This is a genomic window from Anaerolineae bacterium, from assembly GCA_013178165.1.
Taxonomy (GTDB): domain Bacteria; phylum Chloroflexota; class Anaerolineae; order Aggregatilineales; family Ch27; genus Ch27.
Window position 1 is genome coordinate 428,039 of sequence record JABLXG010000001.1, and the last position, 22,090, is coordinate 450,128.

16 protein-coding genes are annotated in these 22,090 nt (G+C 65.2%); 13 read left to right on the forward strand and 3 right to left on the reverse strand.

All coding sequences use genetic code 11. The features are described 5' to 3' along the window. Window positions 1-271 precede the first annotated feature (271 nt). Window positions 272-919 (reverse strand): DUF4013 domain-containing protein, encoded by a 648-nt coding sequence (locus tag HPY64_01765; GenBank protein ID NPV65853.1) that lies wholly within the window; start codon window positions 917-919, stop codon window positions 272-274. Window positions 920-1,242: 323 nt separating this feature from the next. On the opposite strand from HPY64_01765, the gene HPY64_01770 reads away from it, so the two are divergent. Together HPY64_01770 and HPY64_01775 are read left to right on the forward strand one after the other, a co-directional pair. After that, a complete protein-coding gene (locus HPY64_01770; GenBank protein ID NPV65854.1) occupies window positions 1,243-2,193 on the forward strand; it encodes a cation transporter in 951 nt (316 codons plus the stop codon). Between the two features lie 162 nt (window positions 2,194-2,355). Then, window positions 2,356-4,884: an AAA domain-containing protein gene (locus HPY64_01775; GenBank protein ID NPV65855.1), complete on the forward strand. Its 2,529-nt coding sequence runs from the start codon at window positions 2,356-2,358 to the stop codon at window positions 4,882-4,884. 84 nt (window positions 4,885-4,968) lie between these two features. Here HPY64_01775 and HPY64_01780 read toward each other — a convergent pair whose 3' ends face one another. Continuing rightward, a complete protein-coding gene (locus tag HPY64_01780; GenBank protein NPV65856.1) occupies window positions 4,969-6,348 on the reverse strand; it encodes a LysM peptidoglycan-binding domain-containing protein in 1,380 nt (459 codons plus the stop codon). Window positions 6,349-6,618: 270 nt separating this feature from the next. Between HPY64_01780 and HPY64_01785 the strand changes: the two genes are divergently transcribed. The 6 genes from HPY64_01785 (at window position 6,619) to HPY64_01810 (ending at window position 13,433) form a co-directional block, all read left to right on the forward strand. After that, window positions 6,619-7,641 carry a LacI family DNA-binding transcriptional regulator gene (locus HPY64_01785; protein ID NPV65857.1) on the forward strand — a complete coding sequence of 341 codons (1,023 nt, stop codon included), beginning with the start codon at window positions 6,619-6,621 and terminating at the stop codon, window positions 7,639-7,641. A gap of 2 nt (window positions 7,642-7,643) precedes the next feature. Continuing rightward, entirely contained in the window at window positions 7,644-8,039 is a 396-nt protein-coding gene (rbsD, locus tag HPY64_01790) for a D-ribose pyranase (GenBank protein ID NPV65858.1), read from the forward strand. 14 nt (window positions 8,040-8,053) lie between these two features. After that, on the forward strand, window positions 8,054-8,998 hold the full coding sequence (gene rbsC / locus HPY64_01795; GenBank protein ID NPV65859.1) for a ribose ABC transporter permease: 945 nt from the start codon (window positions 8,054-8,056) through the stop codon (window positions 8,996-8,998). Window positions 8,999-9,106: 108 nt separating this feature from the next. Beyond that, window positions 9,107-10,825 (forward strand): ribose ABC transporter substrate-binding protein RbsB, encoded by a 1,719-nt coding sequence (gene rbsB / locus HPY64_01800; GenBank protein NPV65860.1) that lies wholly within the window; start codon window positions 9,107-9,109, stop codon window positions 10,823-10,825. 92 nt (window positions 10,826-10,917) lie between these two features. Continuing rightward, complete coding sequence (locus HPY64_01805; GenBank protein NPV65861.1) at window positions 10,918-12,462, forward strand: sugar ABC transporter ATP-binding protein; 1,545 nt, start codon at window positions 10,918-10,920, stop codon at window positions 12,460-12,462. Beyond that, window positions 12,459-13,433: an ABC transporter permease gene (locus HPY64_01810; protein NPV65862.1), complete on the forward strand. Its 975-nt coding sequence runs from the start codon at window positions 12,459-12,461 to the stop codon at window positions 13,431-13,433. Before HPY64_01805 ends, HPY64_01810 begins: the two co-directional genes overlap by 4 nt. A gap of 79 nt (window positions 13,434-13,512) precedes the next feature. Here the strand turns inward: HPY64_01810 and HPY64_01815 are convergent, their stop codons facing one another. After that, complete coding sequence (locus HPY64_01815) at window positions 13,513-16,686, reverse strand: DUF4981 domain-containing protein (protein ID NPV65863.1); 3,174 nt, start codon at window positions 16,684-16,686, stop codon at window positions 13,513-13,515. A gap of 443 nt (window positions 16,687-17,129) precedes the next feature. On the opposite strand from HPY64_01815, the gene pyrB reads away from it, so the two are divergent. The 5 genes from pyrB to pyrF all read left to right on the forward strand — a co-directional run bounded on the left by pyrB (window position 17,130) and on the right by pyrF (window position 22,090). Next, window positions 17,130-18,206 carry an aspartate carbamoyltransferase gene (gene pyrB, locus HPY64_01820; protein ID NPV65864.1) on the forward strand — a complete coding sequence of 359 codons (1,077 nt, stop codon included), beginning with the start codon at window positions 17,130-17,132 and terminating at the stop codon, window positions 18,204-18,206. Between the two features lie 68 nt (window positions 18,207-18,274). Then, on the forward strand, window positions 18,275-19,360 hold the full coding sequence (locus tag HPY64_01825; protein ID NPV65865.1) for an amidohydrolase family protein: 1,086 nt from the start codon (window positions 18,275-18,277) through the stop codon (window positions 19,358-19,360). After that, complete coding sequence (locus tag HPY64_01830; GenBank protein ID NPV65866.1) at window positions 19,357-20,508, forward strand: hypothetical protein; 1,152 nt, start codon at window positions 19,357-19,359, stop codon at window positions 20,506-20,508. Before HPY64_01825 ends, HPY64_01830 begins: the two co-directional genes overlap by 4 nt. A 101-nt stretch (window positions 20,509-20,609) precedes the next feature. Next, window positions 20,610-21,281 carry an orotate phosphoribosyltransferase gene (gene pyrE / locus HPY64_01835; protein ID NPV65867.1) on the forward strand — a complete coding sequence of 224 codons (672 nt, stop codon included), beginning with the start codon at window positions 20,610-20,612 and terminating at the stop codon, window positions 21,279-21,281. After that, window positions 21,278-22,090, forward strand: coding sequence for an orotidine-5'-phosphate decarboxylase (pyrF, locus tag HPY64_01840; GenBank protein NPV65868.1), 813 nt, complete (start codon window positions 21,278-21,280; stop codon window positions 22,088-22,090). Before pyrE ends, pyrF begins: the two co-directional genes overlap by 4 nt.

The window sequence follows — 22,090 nt, forward strand, 5'->3', positions numbered from 1 at the left end:
AGCACCAGGAACAGGGTGAAGATGCCGAAGATGATCAGCCCACCGCCGATCAGCCAGGGACGGGTGAACGAGAAATCAAGCCTCAGGCGGGGAGGAACCTGCCGTTTGCGCATGAAATGCTGTCCTGTTTGCCGCTATCGCGCTGCTACCGCGCCACTGTGCGTGTGCCCTAGTATACACCCACGCCGGGAATAGCCGGGCCGCTCAGAACGCAAAGCACCCGCGACCGGACGGTGCGCGGGTGTGGGCAGCGCTGGCGACGACCCGGCGCTCAGGCCTGGCCGCGCTTCCGATCGGCGATTTCGACGGCGGCCTGGCCGGTCAGGTGGCCGACCACGATCACGCTGACGCCGGTGGCAGCCAGTGAGATCAACCAGCCAATGCACGGCAGATTGCCCAGGATGTTGATCACGATCCCGACGATGAAGACAAAGACGGCCAGCACGATCAGCGTCGATAGATGCTCCTGCGCCAGAGAGATATTGCGCCCGAACTGCAGGAAGTGGTTGAAGTCGCGGGTGCGGGCATAGCGCATCATGCCGATCGAAAGCGGCAGCCACATCAGGGCGACATACGCTGTGGCGACTAGCGAGATCAACACGCGCAGCAGCCCGCCGTCCAGCGCGGCGACCAGGATGCCAAGGCAGATCGCTATCACAATCAGCGGGATGACGTAAATGACGGCGGCGATGGCCACCATCAGGCCCCGCGACCAGCGGTCAACGAACTGATTGCTCAGATCATCCCAGTCGGGCATCGGCTTCTGTTGCCCGTCCAGCATGTTGTTGATCAGGTCGAGCATCCAGCCGATGGCGGCCAGGTTGATCAGCGGGATCACGCCGATCACCAGCGTGATGACGGTCTTGTTCTGCCAGTTTTCATCTTCGGTCACGTAAGTAAAAGCACGCGCAATATCCACAGGAGCCTCCTTGGGGCAATCCTCAGGGCCGCGCCCTCCAGCGCATGGGACTGGCCGGACGCACGCTGGCAGCAGCGATGCCGATTCGGACGGGCGAAATCTGTTTTTGATTATGGTCGTAAGCCGTGCCAGCGCAAGTGAGCTTCCGCTTCAGTGAGGTCTCCTGGTTTCCTGGCCTCTTTCCCCCTGTCTCTTTCCCGCTGGCTGCGCCGGGCGGTTTGCCCGCCGCAAGTGTCCCTTCCAGAGCGCGGCGATGGTGCTATACTATTTCTTTGCCCGGACTGTTCTCCTTTGCTTCAGGGGGTATTGGCCGGGGGAAAAGGATGTTGGACGTGGTTGTCGATCGGGCTTCGCTCAGACGCTTTGCCTGGCTCTCTATCGGGGCTGCGGTGCTGACCATCAGCCTGAAGAGTCTGGCCTACTGGCTGACCGGCTCGGTGGGTCTGCTCTCCGATGCTCTGGAGTCACTGGTCAACCTGGCGGCGGCGATCATGGCGCTGGTGGCGCTGACGCTGGCTGCCCGCCCGCCGGATGATGAACACGCTTATGGCCATGGTAAGATCGAGTACTTCTCCAGCGGGGCGGAAGGTGCATTGATCCTGGTGGCGGCGGGCAGCATTGCCTACGCTGCTATTACGCGCCTGCTGAATCCCCAGCCGCTGGAACAGGTCGGCGCCGGTCTGATTGTCTCTGTGGTGGCCTCGCTGATCAACCTGGGTGCGTCGCGGGTGTTGCTCTCCGCCGGGCGGCGCTATGACTCAATCACACTGGAGGCCGACGCCAAGCATCTGATGACGGACGTGTGGACATCCGCCGGGGTTGTGCTGGGCGTGCTGGTGGTCTCTGTGACCGGCCTCAGCTGGCTGGATCCGGTGGTTGCCCTGCTGGTGGCAGCCAATATCATCCGCGAGGGCGGGCGTCTGATCCAACGCTCGGTGCTGGGACTGCTGGATACCGCCCTGCCGCCGGAGGAATATACCCGCCTGGAAACCATCCTGGAGGGTTACCGCCAGGATGGGCTGGAGTTTCATGCCGTGCGGACACGCCAGGCGGCTTCCCGGCGATTTGCCAGCATGCACGTTCTTGTCCCCGGCTACTGGACGGTCAAGCAGGGCCATGACGTGCTGGAATGCATCGAGGCGGAGATCCGCACCGCGCTGCCCGGCGTTATGGTCACCACCCACCTGGAACCGCTGGAAGACCCGGTTTCCTACAGCGATTGCACGCTGGAACGCCACGTTGAACCCGACGAGGTCGGCCATCCGTCAGGATAAGCCCCTCATAAGAAATCCCTCAGAAATGCATCAGAGCTGTGTCAGAAGCGCCGCACCCGCTGTCTTGCATGCTATACTTAAGACAGAGTTGGGTGCATTAATGGAATCGCGAGAGGCAGGCAATCGTAGCCTGTCCTCAGAGAGACGGATTAACCAGCGATGATGCGTTTTGACCGTTTCACCGAACGACTGCAGGATGCGGCTGCACGCGCTAACGAAATCCTGATGCGCTACGGCCACAACCAGATCGATGTTGAGCACTTCCTGCTGGCGCTGATCGAGCAGCCGGATGGGGTGATTCCACAGGTGCTGGAGCGGATGAACGTCGATGTAGAGATGATTCGCTCCCGGCTGGATGAGGTGCTGCGGGCGTCACCCAAGGCTGCGATCTATGGCGGCGGGGCGGGTCAGGTGTTCATCACTCCCCGCGTCAAGCGGATCATCGACCAGGCCAACAACGAGGCCAACCGCCTGCGCGATGAATACATCAGCACCGAGCATGTCTTCCTGGCCATCCTGGATAAGCATGGGACGGCGGTGGCGCGCATCCTGGCCGACGCTGGTGTGACCAAAGATCGGGTGCTTGACGCGATCAACGACATCCGCGGCGGGCAGCGGGTGACCGACCCGCAGGCAGAGAGCCGCTACCGGATGCTGGAGAAATATTCGCGCGACCTGACGCGGATGGCCGTTGAAGGCAAGCTGGACCCGGTTATCGGACGCGATGATGAAATCCTGCGCGTGATCCAGATCCTCAGCCGCCGCACCAAGAATAACCCGGTGCTGATCGGCGAGGCTGGTGTGGGCAAGACGGCCATCGTCGAGGGCCTGGCCCAGAAAATCGCCGCGAATGACGTGCCGGAAATCCTGCTCGGCAAGCGGGTGGTTGCCCTGGACCTGGGCGCGATGATCGCCGGTAGCCGCTTCCGCGGTGAATTCGAGGAGCGGCTTAAGACGGTCATTGAGGAGATTCAGCGCTCGGAAGGGGAGATCATCCTCTTCATTGACGAGCTGCATCAGGTGGTCGGCGCTGGTGCGGCTCAGGGTGCGCTGGACGCCAGCAACATGCTCAAGCCGGCCCTGGCTCGTGGCGAACTGCACGCTATCGGCGCGACCACGCTGGACGAGTACCGCCAGTACATCGAGAAGGATGCCGCGCTGGACCGCCGCTTTGCCCCCGTCTATGTCGAGGAGCCGAGCGTCGAGGATACGATCGCCATGCTGCGCGGTCTGCGTGACCGCTACGAAGCTCACCACAAGGTGCGCTTCTCCGATGACGCCCTGGAAGCGGCGGCGCGGCTCTCCCACCGCTATGTGACGGATCGCCGCCTGCCGGACAAGGCCATCGACCTGATGGATGAAGCCGCCGCCAAACTGCGCGTGGCCCTCTATTCGATGCCGCCGGAATTGAAGGAGATGAAGGCGGAGATCGACCGCCTGCGCGCGGAGGAAGACGCGGCCAGCCTGGCCCGCGATTATGAGCGGGCGGCCATGCTCAAGTCGCAGCGGCTACGCCTGGAGGCCCAGTATGCCGCCCAGCGCGAGGAATGGCAGGAGAAAAACTCCCTGGACGAGATGGTTGATGCCGACGATATCGCCGACGTGGTCGCCCAGTGGACCGGCATTCCGGTCAACCAGATGTTGGAAACCGAAGCGCAGAAGTTGCTGCGTATGGAAGAAGTACTCCAGCAGCGGATCATCGGCCAGCAGGCGGCCATCAGCGCTATCTCCGATGCTATCCGCCGCGCTCGCTCCGGCCTCAAAGACCCGCGCCGTCCGATTGGCTCGTTCATCTTCCTCGGTTCCTCCGGGGTGGGCAAGACCGAACTGGCCAAGGCGCTGGCGGCCTTCCTGTTCGATGATGAGGATGCGCTGGTGCGCATTGACATGAGCGAGTACCGCGAGCCGCATACGGTCAGCCGCCTGTTTGGCGCGCCGCCCGGCTATGTGGGCTATGAGGAAGGCGGTCAGCTCACGGAGGCTGTCCGCCGTCGCCCGTACCGGGTGGTGCTCTTTGACGAGATCGAAAAGGCTCATCCGGACGTCTGGAATGCGCTGCTGCAGATTCTGGAAGACGGCCGCCTGACCGATGGCCAGGGGCGTGTGGTGGACTTCCGAAACACCGTGATCATTATGACCAGCAACCTGGGCACGGAATTCGCCCGTCAGGGCGGTGCGCTGGGCTTTGTCCCGGATAGCAATCCGGAACAGGTGGCCGATCACCGCAAGATTCAGGAAGCGCTACGCAAGCACTTCCGCCCGGAGTTCCTGAACCGTATCGACGAGATCATCATCTTCGATTCGCTGTCGCTGGACGATGTCAAGCAGATCGTCACCCTGCAGATGAAGGACATCGCCGCGCGGCTGGAGGAACAGGGTCTGGCGGTGGAACTGACCGAACCGGCCCGCGAGTGGCTGGCCCGGCAGGGCTACGATCCGCAATTCGGGGCGCGTCCGCTGCGCCGGGCGCTGCAACGCTATGTGGAAAGCCCGCTCAGCGTCCGGTTGCTTAAGGGCGAGTTCAAGGCCGGAGACCTGGTGATCGTCGATGTTGACGGGGAAGGCATTGTCTTTCACCGGCGGGAAGGGGCCGCCCCGCACCTGATCCCCGCTGATAATGGGCGCCCTGCCGCCAATGACAACCAGCAGCCGGACACAGACAAGCCGGTGGTCGTCTGGAGCAGCCAGTAGACGGTTGGCGGAAAAAGCGGCAGGAGCCAGGTGGCAGGTGAATGAATTCCTTCGGCGGCGGGCGCGGCAGCCCGCCGCCGTGCGTTAGCGGTTTCTTCCGCGCTTGCTGCGGCGCTCGTACAGCTCGATGGCGGCCATGCCCCCCAGCAACAGCAGCCCCAGGCCGATCACTGCCACGCCGATCAGGGTGTTACCGGGGCGTCCGCCCGGCGCAACGGCGACCGGCGTTGGCGTGGGCAGGGCCAGGGTTGGGCGGGGCGTGATCGTCGCCGAAGGCGGGGAGGGCAGCAGGGTCGCCGTCGGGGATGGCGTGGCCGTCGGCCCGGCGGCGACAGCGATCCCGCCGGCAGGGGTGAGGGTATCCGTCAGCGCGGGTGTGGGGGATGGCGCTGGCGGCGCTTCCGGGCGGATGCGCAGTTCCTCGCCGGGCAGGATCACGCTGTCCATACTCAGGTCGTTAAGGGTCAGCAGATCGTCCAGCGTCAGGCCGTGGCGGGCGGCGATACTCCATAGCGTGTCGCCGCTGCGGACGGTGTAGGTGGTGGGCGGTGTGGTGGGTGTCCAGGTGGGCGGCGGTGTCTGGCCGGGGGCCAGACGGATGATCAGCGTGTCGCCCGGATGCAGCACGGGGTTCGGCCCCAGGCCGTTGAGGTAAAGCAGTTCGTCCAGCGTTATGCGGTAGCGTGCGGCGATTGCCCAGGCGCTCTGGCCCGGCTGGACTTTATGGGTCAACGGCCCCGGCGGGAGCGGAGTCGCCCCTTCCGCCGGCTGGACGAGGATTTCGTCGCCCGGCAGCAGAATCGGATCGTCCGGCAGGTTGTTGAGGCGCAGTAATGTAGCCAGGTCTACGCCGTAGACGGCGGCGATGTCCCAGGCTGTCTGGCCGATCTGCACCACGTGGACGATCGAGCCATCTTCGCGGGGGGCAGCGCGGGTGACCGGCACGACCACCGGCGGTGCGGGGGCCTGCCGGACGGGCGGGCTGCCGGGGGCCGGGGCGTAATCCGAGGGTACGCCCACGAGCAGCACGTACATATTCTGGCCGCCGGCGCTGGCGAAGCCCGCCCCCACATGAATGTGCCGCGTGGAGGTCATTGTAGCGTAGTGGATGGCGCTGTTTTCCCACCAGACGACGCCCTGGCCGGGGGAGAGATTCGTCCCACCGACGATGTTCTCAGCTACATAACCCCGGTAACCGGCGGCGTTGGCCCGCTGCTGGGGGGTACTGCCGCCTGCGCCGGTGTGGGTGTAGCTCATATTGGCAGCCATCCACTCGGCGTGGCTCTGAGCGGCGGCCATCAACGCCCCATCAGGGCTGAAGGGCGGCAGTCCGCGTGCGGCCCGTAGTTCGTTGACCAGGCGGATGATCTCGCCTGCGGGGGACTGGGCGCCAGCGGAGGGCGGCAAGGTATGGAGTACCAGCGTCGCGGCAAACAGCAGGATAGTGAGCAGACGACGGTTCATAGTGGGAACTATACCGCGCCCGGCGGCGAGAAAAAAGAGGCATACATACACAGGGATGGCTGTTACCAACTGGTTGCTATCCCCCTAGCACGAACGCCTGCGCGTAGCATCTCAATTACACGACCTGCACATGCGCCAGCATGTCACGATGCTTGACTCAGAGGCTGATTCATGCTACGCTGAAAAACGATTGCGCAAACGTTTTTCTGTACAGGTCTACCCGCTTATTTTGTGCATTCTGTGACGATCGGATCAGCAGGAGCGGTGTCCGTGGCGACCATCCGGGACGTGGCCGAGCGGGCCGGGGTATCGGTCTCAACGGTGTCGCACGTGATCAATGGGACCCGCCGGGTGAGCCGGGAGACGCAGGAACGCGTGCAGGCGGCAATGACCGCCCTGCATTACCAGCCCAATCGCCTGGCCCGCAGCCTGCGCAGCCGCCGCACCCAGACACTGGGCGTGCTGCTGCCCAACAGTGCCAACCCGTTCTTTGCCCAAGTGCTGCTGGGGATTGAAGCGGCGGGGTACGATCACGGCTATAACGTCATCCTTGGCAACGCCAACGACGACCCCCGTCGCGAGTTAGCCTACCTGGATATCCTGCTTTCCAAGCAGGTGGACGGGGTGGTCCTGGTCTCCACGGGAGCCTACGGCGCGGCGCTGGACTTCCTGATGGCGCATGATGCGCCGGTGGTGATGGTCGATCGTTCGCCGGGTGAGGCCTACGACTCCTTCCAGATCGATACGGTATTTGTGGAGAATACGCGCGGGGGGGTGCTGGCGACGGAATACCTGTTGCGGCTGGGGCATCGGGCTATCGGCTGCATCAGTGGGCCGTCGTTGCTGACCTCCAGTGCGGAGCGGGTGATCGGCTACCGGCAGGCGCTGATCGAAGCCGGGGTGGGCGTGGACGAAACGCTGATTGTCGCCGGTGACTTTCAGCACGAAAGCGGCTACCGGGCCTGCCGCGAATTACTGGCCCGCCCGTCGCCGCCCACCGCCCTATTTGTCTGTAACGATCTGATGGCGGTTGGGGCGCTGTGCGCTGCACATGAGGCCGGTCTGCGCGTCCCGGAAGACATCTCGATCGTGGGCTTTGACGATATTCCGCTGGCGTCGTTCAGTGTGCCGCGCCTGACCACGGTCGCCCAGCCCGCCCGGCAACTTGGGGCGCGGGCAGTGGCGCTGCTGGTCTCCCGCCTGAAGGATCGCCAGTTGCCTGCCCGCCATGAACGCCTGCCGGTCCACCTGGTGGAGCGCGATTCCTGCCAGCGCTACAAAGGGAGAGAGTGATCGTGAAGAAGACTGGTCTGCTTAACCAGCCGCTTTCGGCGGTCATCGCCGGTCTGGGGCACACCGACATGCTGGTCATCGGTGACGCCGGCCTGCCCATCCCCGCCGGGCCGCAGCGCATCGATCTGGCTGTCAGCGCGGGTGTCCCGCCTTTCCTGGAAGTCGTGCGCGCCGTGCTGGGGGAGATGGCCGTCCAGGGCGCGATCGTCGCTACCGAGATGGCCAGCGTCAGCCCGGCCATGCACGCTGCGCTCCGCGACATCCTGGGGGATATTCCTGTAGAAGTTGTGCCGCACGAAGTCTTCAAAGCCCGGACGCGGGAGGCGCGCGCCATCGTCCGCACGGGCGAATTCACGCCCTACGCCAATGTGATCCTGATCGCGGGAGTGGTCTTCTGATGACGGCGATAACCATGCCGGGCACCCGGCGGCGGACGGACTGGCGGCTGTTCTTTCAGCGTTACGGGCTGTTTATGGTGTTCCTGCTGCTCTGCGCGGCGCTGACGCTGGCTTCAGACCGCTTTCTCACGGTTGATAACCTGCTGAACATCCTGCGCCAGTCGGCCATCAACGGCATTATTTCGGTAGGGATGATGATGGTCATCCTGACGCGCGGCATCGATCTATCGGTAGGGTCGATTCTGGCCCTGGCGACGCTGATCACCGCCAGCATGGTGCAGGGCGGCGCAGAACCGGTGCTGGGGCTGCTGGTCTGTCTGGTTGTGGGCGGCGCACTGGGGCTGATCACTGGCCTGCTGGTCAGCGTGGTGCGCATCCCGCCGTTCATCGCCACGCTGGGCATGATGACCTTCGCCCGTGGGCTGGCCCTGGTCTATTCCGGCGGCCAGCCGATCACCGGGCTGGGCGATGGCTTCCGCCAGATCGGGACTGGTTTCCTCGGCCCGATCCCGATGCCGGTTGTGGTGGCGGCGGTGGTCTTTGTTGGGGGATACCTGTTGCTCAACCACACCACCCTGGGCCGCCATATCTTCGCCCTGGGCGACAACGAACGCGCCGCCTATGTTTCCGGCCTGCCTACCCGGCGCATCACGGCCTTTGTCTACGTGCTATCCGGTGTGCTTTCCGCGCTAGCGGGCGCGATCCTGGTCGCCCGGCTGAACTCGGCACAGCCGACGGCCGGCATGGGTTTTGAGTTTGATGCTATCGCCGCCGTGGTGGTAGGCGGTACCAGCTTTGATGGCGGCGAGGGCACGGTGCCCGGCACGCTGCTGGGCGTCCTGATCATCGGTGTCCTGAACAACGGCCTCAACCTGCTGAACGTCCCGTCTTTCTATCAGGGGGTGGTGCAGGGCGCGGTCATTGCGCTGGCGCTGCTGCTGCACCGCCTCATCCGGTAATCTCGTGTTGCCCGTTTGCCGGGAAAAGGAGGTGCCTGGCGCCTGAATGTTGTTGACGATTTTCGGGCCTGTTCTTCACCTCAAAATAGGTTCAAAAGGAGTAGCATGATGACACGCCGAATTGCTGCAGTAATGCTGGTTCTCGCGTTGCTGGTCGCCCCGCTGGCCGTGGTTTCCGGCCAGGAGGGGTATACCCTGGGTCTGTCGCTCTCGACGTTAAACAATCCGTTCTTTGTGACGCTACGCGATGGTGCGCAGGCGGCGGCTGACGCGCTGGGGGTCGAGCTGGTCGTGGTTGACTCGCAGGACGACCCGGCGACCGAAGCGGCCAATATGGAAGACCTGATCGCCCAGGGCGTGGACGCGATCCTGGTCAACCCGACCGATGCAGACGCGATTGTACCGTCGATCCTGGCGGCCAACGCGGCGGGCATCCCGGTCTTCACGATTGACCGCGGCGCGGCGGGCGGCGAGGTGGTCAGCCATATCGCTTCTGATAACGTCGCTGGCGGCACCATGGCCGGGCGCTTCCTGTGCAAGCTGCTGGGCGGCCAGGGCAAGGTGGTGGAGCTGGAAGGCATCGCCGGGACGTCGGCGGCGCGGGATCGTGGCGCGGGCTTCAACGCTTACCTGAGCGAATCGTGCCCCGGTCTGGAAGTGGTGGCGCGGCAGACGGCCAACTTCAACCGTGCTGAAGGCCTGAGCGTGTTCGAGAATATCCTGCAGGCCGAGCCGGAGATTGATGGCGTCTTCGCCCACAACGACGAGATGATCCTGGGCGCGATTGAGGCCGCGACGGCGGCGGGCCGCGCTGCGGACATCAAGTTTGTTGGCTTTGACGCGATCGATGACGCGGTAGCGGCGGTCCAGGCCGGTACGCTGGCGGCGACGGTCGCTCAGCAGCCCGCGCTGATGGGCGACCTGGGCGTACGGACTGCGGTGGCCTACCTGAACGGCGAGACGGTTGAGGCGTACATCCCGGTGGCGCTGCGGCTGGTGCAGAAGCTGACGCTCGGTCTGTCGCTCTCGACGTTAAACAATCCGTTCTTTGTGACGCTGCGCGATGGTGCGCAGGCGGCGGCTGACGCGCTGGGTACGGTTGAGCTGGTTGTGGTTGACTCGCAGGACGACCCGGCGACCGAAGCGGCCAATATGGAGGACCTGATCGCCCAGGGCGTGGACGCGATCCTGGTCAACCCGACCGATGCTGACGCGATCGTGCCGTCGATCCTGGCGGCCAACGCGGCGGGCATCCCGGTCTTCACGATTGACCGCGGCGCGGCGGGCGGCGAGGTGGTCAGCCATATCGCTTCCGATAACGTGGCCGGTGGCCGGCTGGCGGGCGAGTTCCTGTGCAACGCCCTCGGCGGCCAGGGCAAGGTGGTGGAGCTGGAAGGCATCGCCGGGACGTCGGCGGCGCGGGATCGTGGCGCGGGCTTCAACGCTTACCTGAGCGAATCGTGCCCCGGTCTGGAAGTGGTGGCGCGGCAGACGGCCAACTTCAACCGCGCTGAGGGCCTGAGCGTGTTCGAGAACATCCTGCAGGCTGAGGCCGAAATCGATGGCGTCTTCGCCCACAACGACGAGATGATCCTGGGCGCGATTGAGGCGGCCACGGCTGCCGGGCGTGAAGGTATCGTCTTCGTCGGCTTCGACGCGATCGATGACGCGGTAGCGGCGGTCCAGGCCGGTACGCTGGCGGCGACTATCGCTCAGCAGCCCGCGCTGATGGGCGAACTGGGCGTCATGACCGCAGCGGCTTACCTGGGTGGCGAGGAAGTCCCGGCGTCGATCCCGGTGGCGCTCAGCCTGGTGACGGCGGAGTAGCCAGTCGTCCCGAACGTTGGCGCGCGGGGGCGGTCTGCGGGCCGCCCCCGCCGAATCGACTATCCGGATGGTAAGGTAACGGACGGGCAGCCATGAGCGAGGCGCAACCGCTGCTGCAGATGCAGCGGATTTCCAAGACATTCCCCGGCGTGCAGGCCCTCAAGCAGGTTGACCTGACGGTTGACCCCGGGGAAATCCTGGCCCTGGTGGGGGAAAACGGGGCGGGCAAGAGCACCCTGGTGCGCATCCTGAACGGCGTCTTCCTGCCTGACGCCGATTCCGGGCCGATTCTCTGGAATGGCCGGGCGGTGACCATTCATTCGCCGCACGACGCCCAGGCGCTGGGCATTAGCATGATCCACCAGGAACTGGCCCTGATCCCATACCTGGATGTGGGCAAGAACATCTACCTGGGGCGGGAACCGGCTGGCGCAGTGCCGGGGACAGTCGACTGGCAGCGCCTGTATGCCCAGGCGCGAGTCCAGCTTGACCGCCTGAACCTGGAGATTGACCCGCGTACGGAGGTGCGTTTCCTGCCACTGGCGCAGCGCCAGATGGTCGAGGTGGCCAAGGCGCTTTCCCTGGATGCACGCCTGATTGTCATGGACGAGCCGACCTCGTCGCTGACCGACCGCGAGGTGGAAACGCTCTTTGACCAGATGCGTGCGCTGAAGGCGCAGGGGGTTTCGGTCATCTTCATCTCCCACCGGCTGGAAGAGATCTTCGCCATTGCCGATCGGGTGACTGTCCTGCGGGATGGCGAACTGGTGGGGACGGAGCCGGTGGCTGGCCTGACCGAGGAAAAGGTCATCCGCATGATGGTCGGGCGCGAGTTGACCGATATTTACGAGCGCAGCGGGCGCACGGACAGCAGGGACCCGGTACTGGAGGTGGAAGGGCTGTCCTCCCACGGCGCAATTGAAGACATCAGCTTCAAGTTGTACCGGGGCGAGATCCTGGGGGTGGCCGGGCTGGTCGGGGCGGGGCGGACGGAACTGGCTGAGACGATCTTCGGCCTGCGCCCCGCGCACGCTGGCGTCATCCGCCTGGACGGCCAGCCAGTGACGATCCGGCGTCCGGCGCAGGCCATCGCCCAGGGTATTGGCTTTGTGCCGGAAGATCGCAAGGCACAGGGGCTGTTCCTGCGCATGGGGGTTGGCGAAAATATTGTGATGGCCGTGCTGCGGCAGCTGACACGCCTGGGCCTGATCCAGGGCGGGCGGGCGGAGAGCATCGCCCGCGATTTTGTGGCCCGGCTGGACATCCGCACGCCATCCATCCAGCAGCGGGTGCGCAACCTGAGCGGCGGCAACCAGCAGAAGGTGGTCATCGCCAAATGGCTGACGCTCAAGCCGCGGGTGCTGATCCTGGACGAGCCGACGCGCGGCATTGACGTGGGCGCCAAGGCGGAGATTTACCACCTGATGAACGATCTGGCTGCGCAGGGGGTAGGCATTCTGATGATCTCGTCCGAATTGCCGGAAGTGCTGGGCGTCAGCGACCGGGTGCTGGTCATGCATGAAGGGCGGCTGACCGGGGAATTCGATCCTCGTACGGCCACCCAGGATGACATCATGAGCGCGGCTACCGGCAGCGCCGCCGGGTATAACGCCAACGGTGGGGGGAAGGGCCTATGACCACAGTGACAGGCGTCCAGGCCCGGCGGGCCATCTTTGCCAGCTGGCTGCGGCGCGGGACGGTGTTCATCATCCTGTTAACGCTGGTGGTGTTCTTTTCGCTGGCGTCGGATCGATTTCTGCAGTCGCGCAATCTGGTCAACATCCTGGTGCAAAACGCGCCGGTGATCGTCATGGCGGTCGGCATGACGATGGCCATGCTGGTCGGCGGGATCGACCTGTCGGTAGGGTCGGTGGCGGCGCTGGCCGGGGCTATCTCCGCCGGGCTGATCGTGCGCGACGGCCTGTCGGTTTACGCCGGTATGCTGGTCGGGCTGGTGGTGGGCCTGGCCATCGGATTGCTCAATGGCGTGCTGGTGGTCTACGGCAAGTTGCCGCCGTTCGTGGCCACGCTGGCTACCATGGGCATTGCCCGCGGCCTGACGCTGGTTTATACCGAAGGCCGCCCGATCTCCGGCATGGGGGATGCCTACACCTTCTGGGGGTCGGGGGTAGTGGCGGAAGTGCCGGTTCCGGTGATCGTCTGGCTGGTGATCGTGGCGCTGGCCTATTTGCTGCTGACCCAGACGCGCTTTGGCCTGCACGTTTACGCCATTGGTGGCGGCGAGGAGACGGCGCGGCTGGCCGGTGTGGCGGTCAACCGCGTCAAGCTGCTGACCTACGGGATCAGCGGGTTGCTAGCCGGGTTGGCCGGGTTACTGCTGACAGCACGGCTGTGGTCGGCCCAGCCACAGGTGGCAGTCGGCTTCGAACTGAACGCAATTGCGGCGGCAGTGCTGGGCGGGGTTAGCCTGTTCGGCGGCGTGGGCAGCGTGCTGGGCGCAGTGGTTGGCGCGCTCATCGTTGGCGTATTGGGCAACGGCATGAACCTGCTGCGTGTGGCCTCCTACCCGCAGCAGGTGATCCAGGGTATCGTGCTCGTCCTGGCGGTGGCCGTCGATATGTACACCAAGCGGCTGGAGAATCGTTGACCTGCTTTCCGCTGGAGGTCAGAAAAAGGGCGCACCCCTGTGACGTGCGCCCTTTTGAGTCGGTGGTTGGCCCGCCAGATCACCCGGCAGCCAGCGGCATCAGCAGCCGGCTGAGGCTCTGCACGTCGTCGCCCGCGCTGATCGGACGCAACCGCACGCGGAAGGTGTAGCTGCCCGGCAGCAGCAGGTATTGCGGCAGTGTGCCGGGGCCGCAACTGGCCCCACCCAGCCCGCACTGCATCAGGTCCAGGTTGAGGATCACCTCGTCGCGGCGGGTCAGCTCGTTGGTGTGGAAAGCGGCGTACAGGTCGGTGGCGGTGTAGTGACTGACGCTGGCTTCCATGGTCGGCTGGGCCACCGCCAGCAGACCTGTTCCGGCTTCGTTGGTCAGCGCCAGCCAGCGCACGTCAGTCTTGTTGCCGTTCTCCTGCGGCAGGATGTAAGGCACATACTGCTCGTCTACCGTGCCCCGGTAGAGGCCAACCGGTGCGCCTGCCTTGCGGTCGATGTAGCTTTCGTGGGGGCCGCGCCCGAACCAGGCCACCTGTTCGAACCCGCCGGGGAGCTGCAGCGTCAGGCCCAGCCGTGGCAGGGGTGGGAGGTCGAGCGGTACGTGGATCGCGGCGTTGATGACCACATCGCCGCTGCCAAAGATGCTGTAGGTCAGCGTGTGGTGCAGGCGGGTGGTCGTTCCGGTAGCCTGCGCCACCGCCCGGACGGTGATCGTGACCAGGCCCGGCGCGGGTTGAGTCACATCCACCGCCTCGACCCGCCGTTCCAGGCGATCCAGCCCGGCATCCAGCCAGAGCTTGAGCAGCTTGGGCGGCTGGGCTGACGAGACAGCCAGCGCCGGCTCGGCCTTGAAGCCATCGTTGTCGGTCGCCGCGCGCCACACATTGAGCATTGGCCCGGCGGCGATCAGCGCAGTATCCCGGAAGCTCAGCGCGGCGATTGTCCCGGCGACGGTGTCAAAGGCCAGGCGGAAGTCGCCGCCCTCGATCACGGCCTGCCCGGCCTCCTGGGTCAGGCCCAAGGCAGGGAGCCGCTCCAGCGCCAGGCGGGTTGGACCGGGCGCGGCTAGCGGCAGCGCGAACTGCTCCCAGGCGATCTCATGCCCGGCGGAGGCCCAGGGCGTATCTTCCGCCAGGGTGAAGCGCACAGTCAGGAAGGCTTCCGCGCCGGGCTTGAGGACGGGCGGCGTGTAGGTCAGGTGGATTTCGCGGCTCTCCTGCGGCGGGATATCCAGCGCCGGCAACGCGCCGGCGGCCAGCGTCTCACCGTCAGCGGCGATTTCCCACGCGCCACGCACCCCCTCCAGCCCGGTGAAATACGCGCGGTTGGTCACACGGATGATCCCGGCGGCCAGGTCAACCGCCTCCACCCGGATCGGCTGGAACAGTTTTTTGCATTCCCACATGGCCGGGTGCGGGGTACGGTCGGGCCAGATCAGGCCGTTGATGCAGAAGTTGCGGTCGTTGATGGTATCGCCGAAGTCGCCGCCGTAGGCCCAGTAGTTACGTCCCTGCTCGTCGGTTTTGAGCAGGCCCTGATCCACCCAATCCCAGATAAAACCACCCTGCAGGCCGGGGTGGCTCTCGATGGCTTCCCAGTATTCTTTAAGGTTGCCGGTGCTGTTGCCCATCGAATGGGCGTACTCGCACATGATCAGCGGGCGGTCGCCGCGCGGGTCGTCAGCGTAGGCCACGATACGCTCGATGGTCGGGTACATCGGGCAGACGATATCTGTCGCCAGGTGGCCGCCGTACCAGTCCCGGTTGATCGCGCCCTCGTAGTGCAGCGGGCGGGAGGGATCGTAGCCGCGAATCCAGCCGGCCAGGGCGTCGTGGGCCGGGCCGTAGCCGCTCTCGTTGCCCAGCGACCACAGGATGATGCAGGGGTGATTTTTGTCGCGCTCGACCATGCGTACGCCGCGCTCGACGATGGCGTTCAACCACTCTGGCTCATGGGCCAGGCGGTTATAGAGGGCGTGGCACTCGATGTTGGCCTCGTCGATGATGTAAAGGCCGTACTCGTCGCACAGGTCGTACCAGCGGGTATCGTTGGGGTAGTGGCTGGTGCGCACGGCATTGAAGTTGAACTGCTTCATCAGCCGGATGTCGGCGATCATACTTTCCAGGGTGACAGCCTTGCCGCGCCGGTCGTCATGTTCATGGCGGTTGACGCCCCTGATCAGCACCGGCTGGCCATTGATCAGCAGGGTGCGTCCGCGCACTTCGATGCGCCGGAAGCCGATGCGCAGCCGACGGGCGTCTACCGTCTGGCCTTCGGCATCCTGCAGGGCGACGACCAGCGTGTACAGGTGCGGTGTTTCCGCTGACCACTGACGCGGGGCAGGGATGGCTGCTGTTAGCTCGGCTTTGAGGATGGTGTTGTCATCCAGCACGACTGGCGCACTGACTGGCGCGGCAAACAGCGGCGCGCCATCCGGGTCATAGAGCGCCATGCTGACACGGCAGCCCGCCGCGCTGGCCCCCGTGGCTACGCCGATCCGGGCACGGACGTGCAGCTGCCCATCGCGCAGGTTATCATCCAGCTCTGGCCGGGCGAAGATGTCGGCCAGGTGGACGTTTGGCACACTATACAGGTACACGTCGCGGTAGATACCGGCCATCCACCAGTGATCCTGGTCTTCCAGGTAGCTGCCATCCGACCAGCGGATAACCATAGCGGCCAGGGTGTTCTCGCCCCGCAGGAGGAAGGGCGTGATGTCGAATTCAGCGGTCAGGCGCGAGTCCTGGCTGTAGCCGACCTGGTGGCCGTTGATCCAGACGTAGAAAGCGCTTTCCACACCTTCAAAGGCCAGGATCACCCGCCGCCCGGCCCAACCCTCCGGGAGTGTGAACGCTGTGCGGTAGAGGCCGGTCGGGTTGTCGTCGTGCGGGACGCGCGGTGGATCGTTGGGGATGGGCATCTTGACGTTGGTGTAGATCGGCTTGTCGTAGCCCTGCATCATCCAGTTAGCGGGGACGTCAATCGTTCCCCAGTTAGCGGCATCATACTCAGGCTGGCAAAAACCCGCTGGCGCGGACTGCGGGTTAGGGGTCAGATGAAAACGCCAGCGTCCGTTGAGGGAATGAAAGTAAGGGGAATCCTCGCGCTGCCGGTGGTTGAGGGCGGTTGCTTCATCCGGGAACGGGATCAGCGGCGCGCGGGCAGGCAGGCGGTTGATCGCGGTGATCTGCGGATTCTCCCAGTCAGGGACATGCTGCGCGTGACGGGCTGAGCAGGGCATGATTTCTTCCCTCGGTGTGCAGTAGGTGGAGATCTGACAACGGGGATGATTGTATCACGCCCCGGCCCGCTTATCCGCATGAGTGCGGGCGGGGGCGCAGAGCAAAGAAATCTCTCTTGACAAAGCCGCCCGTCCTGTGTACCCTGAAAGTCCAGGGCCAGCGGCTCTGGTTTTTTGCGCCTGCCACCTGGCAGGATGCCAGGCCAATGCCCCACAGCGACGTATCGTTATCGCCGGGATGCCAGCAGGATGAAGATTCGGCCAGGGTCAACGGTGTTGCGCACGCGGGTGCAACCGCCGGCGCTCCGGAACAGCGTGGAGGGGCGCCAGCGCCGCGCTTTGCCGTTGATCGCCGGACCGGCGTCCACCGCCAGACTTTCAGGCTCTTGTTCGTGATCAAGCCACCCGCGGGGTGGCTTTTTTATGGGAGGTCACCAGTTTCCATGTCCCAGGTAACGCTCAAAGGTGCTGATCTGCGCCAGTCTGTCCGTTTCATCGACGTGTACAAGCCGCCACGGATCGAGGGCGACTTCACCGGCAAGCACATCATCTCCGTCGATCAGTTTGACCGCCAGGACCTGCAAATCCTGTTCGATGCCACGCTGTCCATCCGCAGGCGTATGAAGCAGAACGACCGCGGCCTGCTCCAGCTTGGCGCGGGGCGGGTGATGGCGACGCTGTTCTACGAGGCCAGTACCCGTACCGATATGTCCTTCCAGGCGGCGATGAGTCATCTGGGCGGGCAGGTGATCACGGCCAGCAACGGCGTACATTTCTCGTCGATCTACAAGGGCGAGAATCTGGCCGATACGGTACGTGCGGTTGGCTGCTACGCGGATGTGATCGTCCTGCGCCATCCGGAAGTCGGCTCTTCCTACGAGGCCGCTCATTACCTGGATACGCTCCGCGACCAGGGCATCGTCCGCCAGCCGGTGGTGATCAGCGGTGGTGATGGCGTGGGCGAGCATCCCACTCAGGCCCTGTTGGACCTGTTCACCATCTACGACTTCAAGAAGACGATCGACGGCCTGAACATCACCCTGGTGGGCGATCTCAAGCATGGGCGTACCGTCCACTCGCTGGCCAAGCTGCTGGCCTTCTATGGCGCGCAGGGCGTCACGCTCAACTTTGTCGCGCCAGATGTGCTGCGTATGCCCGAATCGGTTGTCAGCCTGGTCAAGAGCATGGGGATCACGGTTTACGAGACGGACAACCTGTACGATGTGCTCGGCCACACTGATGTGATCTACTGGACGCGTGTCCAGGAAGAGCGGTTTGCCGCGCCGGAAGACTACGAGGCGATCAAGGATCGTTTCATCATGACGCCGCCGGTACTGGCCCAGGCTAAAGCGGACGCCATCCTGATGCACCCCTTGCCCCGCAAGAACGAAATGGGCACACCGGAGGATCACGACGCGCTGGACGCCGATCCGCGGGCGGTGTACTTCCGCCAGATGGAAAACGGCATGTTTGTGCGGATGGCCCTGCTGGCCAAAGTGCTGGGCGGGCTGTGGGTCTAGCTGGCTGAGGGCGGGCCGGGCAGCCTGCCCGGTCCGCCAGACCGGTTGTGAGGGAAGGGAAACGCGCCATGACTCTGCTCACCATCCCCGGTATGGTCGATCCGCATGTGCATCTGCGCGGGTTGGACTGGTCGCACAAGGCGACGTTCGCCAGCGAGACGGCCGCCGCACTGGCCGGCGGCTACTGGGCCGTGCTGGATATGCCCAACACGCCCCCGCCGACCATCGATCGCCCTGCCCTGGCGCTTAAGCTGGCCGCCCTGGGTGAGGAAGCGGTCTGCGACTGGGGCGTCTACTTTGGCGCCAGCCAGAAGGATAACAGGGCCGAGTTCGCGGCGGTGAGCGCGGCGGTCTGTGGATTGAAGATCTACAACAACGCCACGACCGGGACGCTGCTGGTGGAGGATCAGGCCTTGCGGGAGCGAATCTATGCCGCCTGGCCCGCCGGGCGGGTGATCGCCGTCCATGCCGAAGGCGAGACCATCCCCCGCATCCTGGAACTGGTTCGCCGCACCGGCAAGCATACCCACTTCTGTCATGTCAGCACCGCAGAGGAGATCGGCTACCTGAGGGCAGCGCGGGCCGAGGGCCTGCCGATCAGCATTGGCGTCACCCCGCATCATCTTTACCTGACTGAGGATGATGTCCCCCGGCTGGGCGGCTTCGGGCGGATGAAACCAGAATTGAAGACGCGGGCGGATGTGGAGGCGCTGTGGGCGGCGGTGGATGATGGCCTCGTTGATGTGATCGAGTCTGATCACGCGCCGCATACAGTGGCGGAGAAAACCGCGCCGCAACCAGCCTTTGGCGTGCCGGGCCTGGAAACGACCCTGCCGCTGCTGGGGCTGGCGGTACACGAGAGGCGCCTGAGCGAGGAGCGTCTGGTGGAGCTGGTGGCGCTCAACCCGCAGCGTATCTTCGGTCTGCGCCCGCCTGAGGGGACTTACACGCGCGTTGACCTGGCCGATTCGTTCGTGATCGTCCCCGCCAACCTGCGCACGGCGCCTGGCTGGTCGCCCTTTGCCGGGATGCGTGTCTACGGGCGGGTGCGCGAGGTCTGGATTCGCGGGCGGTTGGTCTTCGACGGGACGCAGGTTCTGGCGGAACTGGGTTCCGGGCGGAACCTGTTCAGCGGGGAAGGGGCAGCGGGGTGAAGCGTTTCCTGCTGTGGCTCAACCGCGCAGGGTATGCCGGTTTGCTACGCCCGCTGATCTTCCGTACGTCATCGGCGCAGCAGGCCCACGCGCACATGCTACGCCTGCTGTGCTTTGCTGATGGCCAACCCTGGCTGGCCGGGCTGCTGGCCGCGCTGCGGCAGGCGATGATGCCGCCTGCGCCGGTCGAGGTCGGCGGTGTCTGCCTGGATCATCCCCTGATTCTGGCGGCGGGGCTGGTCAAAGGCGAGGGCTTCGCCGATGAAGCGGCGGCGCTGGCTGCTGTGCAGGCCGGGCGGGACATCATCCCTGGCTGGCGGACGATCCCCGCGCTGGCCGGACCGGTTGAGTTTGGTTCTTATACCCGCTGGCCGCGCCTTGGCAACCCCGGCACCGTCCTGTGGCGCGATCCGGCCACCGGTTCAACGCAGAATCGTGTCGGCCTGCGCAACCCCGGCGTGCTGGCGGCGGCGGCTTTCCTGGGGGCGCGGAAGCACGAGTTGCCCGCGCAGTTCGGGATCAACATCGCCGTCAGCCCCAGCGTGGACGATCCGGACCGCCAGACAGAGGAAGTGCTGGCTTCGCTGCGGGCTTTTCTGGATCGCGGGGTGTACCCGACCTGGTTCACGCTCAACCTGAGCTGCCCCAATACCGAAGACGATCCGGGCGGCAACCAGACCGCTGACCTGGCTGAGCAGCTGTGCGGCGCGGCGGTAACGTGCCTGCGCGAGGCTGAAGCGGCTGCCGGACAGGCGATCCCGCTGTGGGTCAAAGTGGGGCCAGACCTGAGCACTACCCAGTACCGCGCCCTGCTGCGCGTATTCGCAGCAGTGGGCGTGCGGGCCGTGATCGCCACCAACACGCTCGGCCTGCCTGCGCCGGGCGATGAGACGCTGACGGCAGGCGTGGGCGGCGGACGGCTGCATGCTCCGGCGCTGGCAGCGGTGCGCGCCTTGATGGAAGAACAGGCGGCGGGCAGCTGGCCGGTGGACGTGATCGGCTGCGGGGGCGTGCTGGATGGCACGACCTACCGCAACTTTGCCGCGCTGGGCGTCCGGGCGGCGCAGTACTGGTCGGCCCTGGTCTACCGGGGGCCTTATGCCGCGGCGCTGATTCAGGCGGAGATGGCAGAGGGGAATAGGGAGTAGGGAGCGTTGGCACGGGGCGTGTGCTGGCTGCGGGCCCGGCGCCTGTCGGTGGCAGTCAGAGGGCTTGCAGGTCGCTGTGGGCCACGGTTCGGAGAGTGAGGATGATGACTGCTTCTGTTGAAGTTTCGCCGCAGGCGATCGCCCGCGCCCTGCTGGAAATCCGGGCGGTGGTGTTTTCACCGCGGGCGCCGGTCAAGTTCAAGTCTGGCATCCTGTCGCCGGTCTACGTGGATAACCGGCGGTTGCCTTTCTGGCCGCAGCAGTGGCGGTTGGTGATCGAAGGTTTTTGCCAGGTGATCGCCGCGCAGGGCCTGGCCTTCGATGTGATCGCCGGGATCGCTGCAGCGGGCATCCCGCACAGCGCGGCCCTGGCCTATCGCCTGATGACGCCCTCGGTGTTTGTCCGCAAGGAAGCCAAAGATCACGGCCTGCGCAGCCAGATCGAAGGCGGCGATGTTGCCGGGCGGCGTGTGCTGCTGGTGGAAGATCTGGTCACAACCGGCGGCAGCAGCCTGGCCGGGGTTGAGGCGCTGCGGGCGGCAGGGGCGACCGTGACCGACTGCCTGTGCATCACGACTTATGGCTTCCCGGAGGCATGGGCAGCATTCCAGGCGGCGGATGTGCGGTTGCACCCGCTGACGCCCTTCGCGACGATCGCGGCGGAGGCGGCGGCGTTGGGCTATTTTGGCCCGGCGGAACTGGCGCTGGTGGAGGCGTGGCTGCGCGACCCGCATGGCTGGCCAGGCGCGAGCCAGGAGGAGGCGGAAGGATGAGCGGCGCGATTGCCAAATACCATCGGCGGGTGGAGGCGGTTGATTCACTGCTGTGCGTCGGACTGGACAGCCAGTTCGACCGGCTGCCGCCGCGCTTCCAGGCCGACCCGCACCCGCAGTTTGCCTTCAACCGCTGGATCATCGACCAGACCTATCCTTACGTTAGCGCCTACAAGCCCAACATGGCCTTTTATGAGGCGCGCGGCGCGGCAGGCCTGACCGATCTGGCCCTGACGATGGCGTACCTGCGCGATAACCACCCCGACATCTTGACCATCTGCGACGCCAAGCGGGCCGATATCGGCTCAACCAATGAGGGCTATGTTGCGGCGATCTTCGATCGGCTTGGCTTTGACGCGGTTACGCTCAACCCGTATCTGGGCCGGGAAGCGCTGATGCCCTTCCTGGAGCGGGCGGACCGGGGGTGCATCATCCTGTGCCGGACCTCCAACCCCGGCGCGGGCGAGTTGCAGGATCGGCTCGTCGATGGCCGCCCGCTGTGGCAGGTGGTGGCCGAGCAGGTGCGCGATAGCTGGAACGTGCATGGCAACTGTATGCTGGTGGCCGGGGCGACCTACCCCGATGAACTGGCCCGCATCCGCACTCTGGTGGGGGCGATGCCGCTGCTGGTGCCGGGGATCGGGGCGCAGGGCGGAGAGGTGGCGGCGACCGTCCGCGCCGGGCTGGCTCCGGATGGGCGAGGGCTGATCATCAATGCTTCCCGCGCTGTGATCTTCGATTCCGATCCGGCGGCGGCGGCCCGCGCCCTGCGCGACGCGATTCGTGAGGCGGCTAGCGCATGCCGCTAG